At 40.6% G+C, this 11,249-nt stretch carries 8 protein-coding genes; 1 reads left to right on the top strand and 7 read right to left on the bottom strand.

Annotation, left to right across the window (positions count from 1 at the left end):
- Window positions 1–60: 60 nt before the first annotated feature.
- The 7 genes from JWP71_RS12855 to fucP all read right to left on the bottom strand — a co-directional run bounded on the left by JWP71_RS12855 (window position 61) and on the right by fucP (window position 7,842).
- Window positions 61–297 carry a PIN domain-containing protein gene (locus tag JWP71_RS12855; RefSeq protein WP_299500632.1) on the bottom strand — a complete coding sequence of 79 codons (237 nt, stop codon included), beginning with the start codon at window positions 295–297 and terminating at the stop codon, window positions 61–63.
- A gap of 115 nt (window positions 298–412) precedes the next feature.
- On the bottom strand, window positions 413–628 hold the full coding sequence (locus JWP71_RS12860) for a hypothetical protein (protein WP_299500634.1): 216 nt from the start codon (window positions 626–628) through the stop codon (window positions 413–415).
- Between the two features lie 204 nt (window positions 629–832).
- The gene (locus tag JWP71_RS12865; RefSeq protein WP_299500636.1) at window positions 833–1,963 is read right to left on the bottom strand and encodes a bile acid:sodium symporter family protein; all 1,131 of its coding nucleotides are present in this window, start codon (window positions 1,961–1,963) and stop codon (window positions 833–835) included.
- 30 nt (window positions 1,964–1,993) lie between these two features.
- Window positions 1,994–4,180 (bottom strand): PQQ-binding-like beta-propeller repeat protein, encoded by a 2,187-nt coding sequence (locus tag JWP71_RS12870; RefSeq protein WP_299500639.1) that lies wholly within the window; start codon window positions 4,178–4,180, stop codon window positions 1,994–1,996.
- Between the two features lie 19 nt (window positions 4,181–4,199).
- Complete coding sequence (locus tag JWP71_RS12875; protein WP_299500642.1) at window positions 4,200–5,192, bottom strand: hypothetical protein; 993 nt, start codon at window positions 5,190–5,192, stop codon at window positions 4,200–4,202.
- Between the two features lie 13 nt (window positions 5,193–5,205).
- Complete coding sequence (locus JWP71_RS12880) at window positions 5,206–6,576, bottom strand: enolase C-terminal domain-like protein (RefSeq protein ID WP_299500644.1); 1,371 nt, start codon at window positions 6,574–6,576, stop codon at window positions 5,206–5,208.
- 24 nt (window positions 6,577–6,600) lie between these two features.
- Window positions 6,601–7,842, bottom strand: a complete 1,242-nt coding sequence (gene fucP, locus JWP71_RS12885) for an L-fucose:H+ symporter permease (RefSeq protein WP_299500646.1) — start codon at window positions 7,840–7,842, stop codon at window positions 6,601–6,603.
- A gap of 719 nt (window positions 7,843–8,561) precedes the next feature.
- Here fucP and JWP71_RS12890 point away from each other — a divergent pair.
- Window positions 8,562–11,009, top strand: a complete 2,448-nt coding sequence (locus JWP71_RS12890) for a TonB-dependent receptor (protein WP_299500648.1) — start codon at window positions 8,562–8,564, stop codon at window positions 11,007–11,009.
- Window positions 11,010–11,249 lie beyond the last annotated feature (240 nt).

An 11,249-nucleotide genomic window follows, 5' to 3' on the forward strand; every position in this document is an offset into this window, starting at 1 on the left:
TATTTCTTGAGTATAAGATTCAGAAACTCGTCTATACCGATAACATTGACCCTGGGAAAATCAACAGACTTCAGAATTAAAATGCTGGTCATTGCTAACAATAAAATCAGCAGCCCCTACAATAGCTGCATCTACATACTTGTTATCATCGGGGTCTTTATCAATTAATTTCCATTCAAAATACACATCTACCTTGTTGAGACTATCCAGGTTCAATAACATTTCTGCTATATTAGTTGACACTGCGGCATTGGCCTTTCGTTCAATAACTTCAGTATATTCTGATAAGAATATCATTACTAAGAACAAGATCAAATTCACCATCGATCAGCGCATCAAAAATTGGTCTGTAAATTGATTTTGAGGGAATGGAAACCAGCAGGACGTTCGTATCCAATACGACTATCATCGATTATTTCTTTCTTAGGTTTTCATTAGTCCATTCCTTCATCGTATCATTGTTCCAGTTATTTTCCTTCCATAATTTATCCATTTCCGCAGTCGCAGTATTCGCAAAATATTTTGCCAGTATATTTTTAATTTCAGTCAACTGCTTTTCCGGTAAATTATATTGAAACAATTTTAATAATTCTATTTGTACGTTAGTTAGTTTTCCAACAGCTTCCATTACTTATTATTTTATTGTTTATACGCTAATTATAACAAATATACCATATATCCTGTAATGTATAAACATTCATATGTTTATACCTGATCCTTGTAAGGTATCCGTTTCCTCTTAATACAAGGGAAATTTATCACCCCCTAAATTCAACAAAAACAAAAAGCCCAAACTAAAACAGTTTGGGCTTTAAAATTATCGTAAGTTATATTAAGTTAACTCCACTTCTTCCGGAATAGCATTCGGATTATCCACACTCGCATCACCGGTTGGTTTTTTATGCCACCATGATGCAAGTACAGAGCCGGTAATATTCATTAACGGACCAAACACTGCCGGTGCTAAACCAACGGTTGCCATTTTGCCCATTTCTTTAGCAATGCCCGATGCAAGGCCGCCATTTTGCATACCTACCTCTATAGCCATAGTTCGGCAATCGCGCTCGTTCATCTTGAATAACCTGCCCGACCAATAGCCCAATGTATAACCCAATAAATTATGAATCAACACTAATAGTAAAAGCAACGGACCAATTGTCAATAAACTTTCGCGGCCCGCGGCAGTAATAATTACAATGATAAAGGTTATACCAAACATAGATACGAGCGGCATGGCGGTATCCAGCCATTTTATCTTACCAATAAATATGCGATTAAATATCAAGCCTGCACCTATTGGGATAATAACCATCTTGAAGATATCAAACATCATTTTGAATGCATCTATCTGTATAAATGACCCGGCCAATAGTTTCATCAATAACGGTGTTAATAGCGGTGCCAGCATGGTTGATACCGCGGTGATGGTGATGGACAATGCCAAATTAGCTTTTGCTAAGTACGATATTACGTTAGATGCCATACCGTTTGGCGAGCAGCCTATCAGGATAATACCTGCAGCTATCTCTGGCGGGAAATGACTTACACTGGCCAGCGTGAACCCTATTAATGGCATAATTAAAAAGTGGCTCGTTACACCTATAAAAACACCTTTAGGGGTTTTAACCACACCCACAAAATCATGCATGCTCATGGAAGTACCCATACCAAACATAATCAGTTGTATTAACGGGGTTATCAATACAGCAAATTTAAAATCGCCGTAGGATACAAAGTGAGCAGGATAATACATAGCCAGGCTCACTGCGGCAAATATAATTACGGTATAGGCAAATCTTTTTAAATGCTCATATCCTCTGAAACCGATAGCCAGGGCAACGAAAAATGTTACAAACAGCGGGCCCGCATCTGCCAGGTGACCGGTAACCGCCATTACAAAAGCGGCCAATATGCATAGCAAGGATATGCCTAATGCTATTTTATATGGGATTGTATTTTTCAATTTATTATTGTTTAGTTATAACTCTGATGTTTATTTATTAGGCAAAGCAAATGTAAGCATGGTGCCGCCAGGTTTTAAATTATAACGGGTTCCACCGCATACAATGGTTACATATTGTTTACCGTTAACCATATAGCTTATAGGTGTTGCAAAGCCTCCTGCGGGTAATTTGTATTTCCAAATCACTTTACCGGTTTTAGTATCAAAAGCGCGCAAATTTTCATCGTATGTTGCTGCTATAAATAATAAGCCGCCGCCGGTAACTACAGCACCACCGTGGTTTTCTGTACCTGTTGGCGGAAGGCCCTTGGCTATCAAATCGGGGTATTCGCCAAATGGCACCGTCCATAAATACGCGCCTGTGTTTAAATTAATAGCATTAAGTGTTCCCCATGGAGCCTTCATAGCCGGGTAACCTTCATTATCACGGAACTGTTGTGTACCGTTATTTTGATAAGGGGTAGACCACGGCGTAGTTTGGCGTTGTTTACCGGCATTATTACGTGCCGCAGGAACATTCTTTTCGGTATGTAATAAAAAGTCTACTATCTGGTCACGATCAGCTTTTGGAACATTTTGGAACGACGGCATACGGCCACGGCCTGTTTCAAGTAAAGAACTTATCTGATCGCGGTTAAGCCTGTCGCCTACATTAGTTAAAACAGGATAAGGCTGCGCCCCATCTCCACCGTTGGCACCACCACCATTTGAACCATGGCATGACGCGCAGGTAGCGTTAAACAAGGCAGAGCCCGGTGTTACCGAAGCCATAGCATCGCGTTTGGCTACATCGGTCATTTTTTGCCACCATAACATGTTATTGGCATTGATATATATAATACCTTTAGGATCAACAGCTGTGCCACCCCATTCGGCTCCGCCGCCAAAACCAAAATACAGGGTACCTTTTTCGCTTGGCGGCATATATTTACTACCATGCAGGCTATTGTTATACCTCTCTAACACGTAGGCATGAGCCTCGGGTGTGCGGTCTGTAATAGTTTTTTCGGTAAGCTCCTGCATAGCAAATGGCTTAGGCAGGGTTGGTATAGGTTGTGTTGGCCATGGATGCTCGCCAGGTAAGGCAGGCGTTGTTGGCACTTTGGTCTCTTTTACCGGGAACAATGGCTTGCCGGTAACCCTGTCTAACACAAATAACAATCCATCCTTGGTAGGTTGAGCAATCGCGTCAACTCTTTTTCCGTTACGGGTTATGGTAATGAGGTTACCCGGACAAGGTAAATCACGATCCCACATATCATGGTGTATGGTTTGGAAATGCCATAACCTTTTACCTGTTTTAGCATCCAGCGCTATAATACAGTTGGCGAACAGATCCATACCCGGCCTTATACCGCCATAAAAATCAACAGACGAAGAACCGGTGCTCACATAGGCTATGCCGCGTTTATCATCAATAACCAGGCCGGTCCAATCATTAGCAGCGCCCAGCTTTTTGTAAGAATCTTTTCCCCAGGTAGCATAACCATATTCGCCCGGAAGGGGTATGGTATGAAAAACCCATAAAAGTTTACCGGTTACAACATTAAATGCCTGAATATAACCCGGAGGCGCGTCCTGTCCTTCAGACATGCTGGAGCCCACTATATAAACATCTTTATAAACCGCTCCCGGCGAAGTATTGCGCATTCCCCATTTTTGTGGGTCGGCACCCCATACTTCATTATCTTTTAGTCCGATATGTATATCAACCAACCCATCGTCGCCAAAAGTTTTTATCTGCTCTCCGGTTGTTGCGTTAACTTCAAGAATTACATACCCGTAATTATAAATTACACGCTTGTCATCCCCATTTTCCCAATAGGTAACACACCGCACAGGCCCACCGGGGCGCTTACCGGTTACTGCCGGGTCAAAAATCCATATTTGCTTACCTGTAGCTGCATCCAATGCAACCAATTTGGCCCGTGGGGTAACTACGTACATTACGCCTTTTACTACAATAGGCTGGTATTGCCAGTCGTTACCGCGGCCACCTGTATTATCTCCTGTGTCGTAGGTCCAGTTTACTTGCAGGTCCTTAACATTTGTTTTGTTGATCTGGGTTAAAGGCGTATAGCGGTTACCTGCCTTATTACCACCATATTCGCGATAATCAAGATCTGTAACCGGTTTTGTTTTTGCATGTTGCGCAAAAACGCCTGTTGATAGCAGGCAAATAATAGGTGTAATATACTTCAGATTAGGGCAATTCATTTTTCTACTTTTTTAAATTCTATTTGGTATCGGGTGTAAACGTGTAGTATTCGTAATTGGTATTCCATTTCATTTCTTTGCCCGGCGCGACGCTTATTTTTATATAAGGCTCGGGGCAGGCGGTGGTTGGGCAGGCCCAGTAAACTAATTTCTCTAACGCCTGATCGCTGGTTACATGTATACCGGCACCGGTTTTTTGGTTCTGCATTTTAATATCATAATCCTTGTAGGTGCCTCCTAACCCTTGCAGGCCAGCGCTGTATAATTGCTCGTTTTTATTTAGGGCGCGTAAAAAGTTTATTTCTTTACCATTGGTTTTTCCAACTGTTCCCCAGCCGCGGCCACCTATACCTTCATTTACATCAAACGGAAAAATAAATTTAATATTAGGCCCGGTAGGTTCTTTATCAATAACCGGGAAATTATGATTGAACATATCGGTTTCAATAACTTTTGTACCTGTGTTTTTCAAGCTATGCTCTAAAACCATTTGCGGTTTGCCTTTTACTAACCTTACCGTTTTTTTATAGATGAAAGCATACCCGGTCGAGTCATGCAGCTCCTGCGTAAATTCAACGCGATCTTTCTTTGGTGATACGGTCCATTTGCCGCCATCAACAATATCATAAAGCTTATATTCAGAGTAGGCTTTTTCTTTTGGCTTGCGCAAAACGCCCACGCCTATCCTTATAAAGGTGCCGCCTGTTGTTGCATCGCTGTAGCCTAAAGGTGCGTATGATTCTGCCGGCCCCATTACCGCGTCATGCACTTTTGGCCCTTCGCTATCAGACCATTTGCCGTAAAAACTATGGCCCCCATATTCTAAACTTGAAATGATACCGCTCCAGTCAAAACGAGTAGCCTGGTAATGGCCCTTTTCAGCATCGGGTAAATATAAAGTTGCCGTAACCAGGCCATTGGTAATAGTGGCTTGCGGCGGATCTGCCAATTCAACTGCACCGGCATATAAGCCAAATAGCAAACAGATAATAACAATGATCTTCTTTTTCATAACTATGTTTTAATTACGGTCTTACTATAGTACCATCTCTTTTACGTATTGTCCAGTTACCGGCGCGGTTGCTTATAGGATATTTGGCAGCTTCTTTCTCGTCAATATCAGTACCTAAACCCGGCGCTTCATTAACAAATAAGTACCCATTTTTTAATTCAGGGCATCCCGGGAATACCGCTTTTTCTTTCTCGGTAAAAAATACAGATTCCTGTATGCCAAAGTTCCAGATGTTAAGGTCGATATGGCAATGTGCAGCATGACCTATTGGAGAACAATCGCCAGGGGCGTGCCATGCGGAGCGTACATTAAACAGCTCGCCTAAATGAGCTACCTTCATGGCAGGGGTTATACCGCCTATTTGTGAAACATGGCAACGGATGAAATCAAAAGAGTGATCGGCCATTTCCTGTACAAACTCATTAGGATTGTTAAATAGCTCGCCCATGGCAAATGGCACTGTTGTGCTGGCACGCAATTGCTTCCACCAGCTCCTGTTTTCGGGCGATAATGGATCTTCAATAAAGAATGGATCATATTCCTCTAAGCGCTTGCACATGTTTATTATATCCATTGGTTGTATACGCTCATGGGTATCGTGCAATAATTCCAAATCTGTACCACAGGCTTTTCTAACCTCGTTGAACAATTTAGGTATAGCCTGCACATAGGCACGCGGATCAATAAACTGATCTGTTGGTTTACCAAATTTAGCATCCTTAAAATCAGGGTTCTTTGCCAGCATGGTAGCGCCATAACCGCCCAACTGTATACGCACATGGCGGAAACCGTCTGCCTGGAATTTTTTCACCTGGTCTATAACCTGCGCAATATCTTTGCCATCGGCGTGTGCATAAGTATCAACCGCGAAGCGCGCCTTCCCGCCTAAAAGTGCATATACGGGCATATTTGCACGTTTGCCTTTTATATCCCACATAGCTTCATTTAACCCGCTTAAAGCATTGTTAAGGTCTGGGCCGTTGCGCCAGTAAGAGCTAACATAGGCGGCTTGCCACATATCCTCAATATTATCAACATCCCTCCCTTTGCAAAAAGGATCAAGGTATTCGTTAATTGCGGTAACTACCACCTCGGCACGTTGGGTAAAAGTTGCACAACCTACACCATATAAACCGGGTTCAGAAGTTTCAACCTTTACTATCACTAAGTTTGACCCATTTGGAGCAGTACCAATTGCCCTTACTTTTGTAATGGTAACCGGCGCCATGCCTTTAGCATAGGTATTTTTAGCTTTTTCTTCTTCCTTTGCCTCAGCGCTCATAGGTGTGCCTATCAGCCCAAGTATTCCTGCTGTTGTACCCAGGCCAAGCATTTTTAAAGCGTCCCGGCGGTCAAATCCTTGTTGATCTTTTAAATTACTCATAATTAATTTTTTAATAATAAATGATTATGCTGATTTTTTAACCTTGTAAAATTTGTATCCAAACAAAAAGATAACCACGTAACAAATAATTGGCATGTAATAAGCCTGGGCCACATTATGGTTAGCCACCTGCCCCATAATTAACGGAAAAACCGCGCCGCCCACTACACCCATGGCTATAAATGATGACGCTTGTTGCGTATGGCTGCCCAGGTTCTTTAATCCCAAACTAAAAATTGTAGGGAATATAATGCTGAAAAAGAAATTGATCATCATTAAAGCGACGTATGATGGCCAGCCAAAATTTTGTGCCACTATTATACACATCAAAATACTACCGCATGCAAAAATGGCCAATAGTTTATTTGGTGCAATAAATTTCATCAGGTAGGTACCAACAATACGGCCCAATGCCATCATCCCCATAAAAACAATCATCAGGTTACCAGCCTTTTCATTACTGAAATGCATGATATCAACCCCATAATTAATAAAATAGGCCCAGGTGCCGGCTTGCGCGGCCACGTTAAAGAACTGGGCGGCGCAGGCCCATACAAAATGTCTGTGCTGATATAATTTCTTTGTGGGTGCCACGTCAACATTAACCGCGTCAGGGTCAACTGCTGTTACTTCAACATGCGGGTCTGTTAATGCAGGTATCTTTAAAAATAAAAAGGCTATTGCTATCAATACAATAACACAGCCTATACCCACATATAAGGTTTTTACAGAGGTTAGGTCGGTTGATTTTACATTATCTGTACTTAACAAAAAGAAAGTGCCAATTGCCGGGCCTATCATGGTACCAACGGCGTTAAATGCCTGTGCAAAGTTTACCCTAAGATCGCTGGTACGTTGGTCGCCCAGGGCTGCTGCAAAAGGGTGTGCTACGGTTTCTAAGGTAGCCATACCACAGCCCATTATAAATAAAGCTATCCTGAAAAAGGTAAAGCTTGCGGCATTTGCCGCGGGTACAAACAAAAACAAGCCTCCCGCAAATAAAGCCAATCCTAATATTACGCCTGGCTTGTAGCCAAATTTTTTCATAAAATATCCGGCCGGGATACTCATTATAAAATAAGCGCCAAAAACCGAAAACTGAATTAGCCCCGATTGCGACTTTGAAAGATTTAATACGTTTTGAAAATGCTTGTTAAGTACATCGCTCATGGAATGTAATACACCCCACATCAGGAACAATGAGGTGACAAAAAATAGGGTGACAACGAATTGTTTTTGTGTAAAGGCAGGTTTTTGCTGAATCATCGGTTAGGTTAAATTAGGTTAAGGTTATCGCAAGAGAATGCAATCTTATACATATAAGCACTATGGATAATCTTTTTTAACAAGTTTAAATTGGTTATAATACAGCCGCTTGGGGGAATATTTTATATCTCAACCAAAAAAACAAATTTTATTAATCAATTCATAATAAATACCGCATTAAAAACCTTGCGTATATAAATGTTACATACCTTTTAAGCATAACACCAATTTACTTTATTCTGCAAGATCAGGTCCAACCCACAGCCACACAGCGTTATAAAAATTCGCATGGCATACTAATTTACATCAATGGTATTATCCCGGTGGGGTCGCTCGCAACGGTCTGGCAAACTGTATCAGTCAAAAAAAAGTGTTTCACATCAGGTGTTTCATCCTAAATTTACAAAAATCGACAAAACAGCATAAAATACTTATTATAAGATATTTATCATACTTTACCTGAAGTATTAGTACTGTTTCAAAGTGTTTCACTCATTTTGTTAAATGACTATATATCAGCATGTTAGCCTAAAAGAGTGTTTCATTAATTTGTGAAACACTACACATCACTTTTTTTAATGTACAAACCGTTACTATCCCTGTAGGATATGCTAGCTGTTTCATTATTAACCTTTTCTTATTTAAATTAATTCTAAATAATTTTTTAAAAGCCAAAGCCATTATTACTTTTGTCTTTAATTAGACTTAATATAAATAATATGCAAAACACTTATTACTTTCTTCAAAGAGCCCTGTTTTTACTGTTTTTTGTTTGTAACCTGGTTAGGGCAGATACGCCTACTGGGAAAATTTCGGGCACTGTAACTACCGCTGATGGTAAACCTGCTGGATTTGCAACGGTAACTATTGTTGAATTAAACAGGGTCACAAGCACCGGCAATGATGGAGCTTACTTTTTTGGAAATGTAAAACCCGGTATTTATACGCTAAAAACGTCATTAGTTGGTGCCGGGAGCGATGAAAGAACGGTTACTGTTATTTCAGGAAAAACAACAATAATTAACTTTGCTCTCACACAAAATGCCTCACAATTAAATGAAATTAATATTTATGCAGATAACGCGTTTACCAAACCGGCATCAATAGGTAAATCAGCCATAAGTTTGTTAGATCTTCCTCAGAGTGTTGGCATAGTGCCGCGAAAGATAATTGAGGATCAGCAAATTAACACACTGGGCGATGCCGTTAAAAATGTAAGCGGTGTTTCTTTAACCCAAACTCGCGGTGGTGTGGGCGAAACTTTTTCGGCACGGGGTTACAGTATAGGCATTGGTGGCGGCGCGGGTAGCATTTTTAAAAATGGCGTATTAATAAACACGGCAGGTTTCCCTGAAGCAAGTACATTAGAATTTATAGAAATATTAAAAGGCAGCGCCGCGTTGCTTTATGGAAATGTATCAGGTGGCATGGTTATTAATTTGATAACTAAAAAGCCAAGTTTTGAAAACGGCGGCGAAATTTCCATGCGCTATGGAAGTTATAACCTGTTTAAACCTTCAATTGATATATATGGTCCCCTGAGCGGTGATGTAGCATACAGATTAGTGGGCACTTATGAAAATGCCGGCAGTTACCGTAAGCATGTTTATAGCGAACGTGCGTATATTAACCCGTCGCTGCTTTTTAACCTCGGCAAAAAAACAACCTTATTAATTGAGGGCGATTATTTAAAATTGAATTTAACACCCGATTGGGGTGTTGGTTCATTAAATAACGGACAGGCTATACCTTCTATGGTGCCGCGTTCGCAATTCATAAATACAGCCTGGGCGTATAGCCACATGAACCAATATTTGGGCACAGCAACAGTAAACCATCAATTCAATACTAACTGGCACATAAACGCCATAATTTCTTCACAAAGCACCGCGGTCGACTCTTACGGCTCAAGCTTACCCAATACAGTAAGCGCCACAGGCGATTGGAACCGTGGCCTGACCAGGGCAAATATATTTGAAGGTGATTATACAGGACAGCTTAATTTAAACGGGAAATTTAAAACCGGCTTAATTACACATCAATTATTAATGGGGGCTGATGCTGTTAAAATATTAAATAAAAGCCGGGCCTATGGAATTAATAATGGCGCGTCACCAATAAGCAGTTATGCGTATGACAAAATAAATATTATTGATCTGAACAAATATACACAGCGAACAGATATACCCAACGCTGTTGATACCGCTTTAACAACCGCGCCGGTATATCGTTTCGGCGCTTACGTTCAAGACATGGTAAGCCTTACAGACAAACTGAAATTTTTAGCGGGTATACGTTGGTCATGGCAGCAAACCTATCAAACTACTATACAAAACCTGCTTAAAAATACAATAGCCGCAGGCACAGCTATAACCAGATATGATCGCGCTTTTACGCCAAAGCTGGCATTGATCTATCAGCCGGTAACAACAAGTTCTATCTATGTTAGTTATAGCAATAATTTCCAGGTTAATACCGGTACTGATATCTACACGGGCCAGGGACTTAAACCATCCATCATTGATCAATATGAAGCCGGTATTAAGAATGAGTTTTTTGATGGTAAACTTGCTGCAAATTTTAGTATTTACCGTATAGTTAATAATAACCTTGCCGTAACCGCCCCGTTTTTAGCCGACGGTGTTACTATAAATAGTGATGCTACCAAAAAACAACTTAGCGGGCAAACCACAAGTGATGGCCTGGATGTTGATTTGACAGGAAATCTTTCAAAAAATATTTATTTTATAGTGGGATATGGTTATAATTTTATGCGGTATACTAAAACATCAGGATTAAAAGGCTCAAACATTGAGGGTGAGCAGGTAGTAATTAACCCAAGGAATACCGCCAATGCATCCTTGTTTTACACGTTTAATTCGGCTGCATTACGGGGTGTTAAATTAGGCGCATCGGCATTTTACACCGGGTCTCGCCTGGCCGGTTATAATAATACCGTTGGGCAAGCACAACCTTATAGCCGGTTACTGCCAATAGGTGGTTTTACAATACTTAACTTAACTGCAGGATATACCTATCAAAAAATTTCTTTACTGACCAGTATAACCAATTTAACTAATACTTTTAATTATCTTATACATGACAATTATAGCGTTACACCTATACCGCCACGGCAACTTTTAACTACACTTACTTATAAATTATAAAGAAACTGCAATACTTTTAGAACGCATGATAGCGATGGTTTAATGTACCTGATATAAATAGATTAACATTATGATACCTAACCAATTAGGAGAATCGTATATTGCATCACCAATTCACCTAACCTGATCTAAAAAAATGAAAAACCTATTTATTGGATGTGTTATGCTGGCTGCAGCATTAGCCATTACATCATGCAACCGCAACGGAAGAACAACCGCAAAAAGAACCGTTATTGAGGG

Origin of the sequence: Mucilaginibacter sp. (genome assembly GCF_028287845.1) — a bacterium.
GTDB lineage: Bacteria > Bacteroidota > Bacteroidia > Sphingobacteriales > Sphingobacteriaceae > Mucilaginibacter.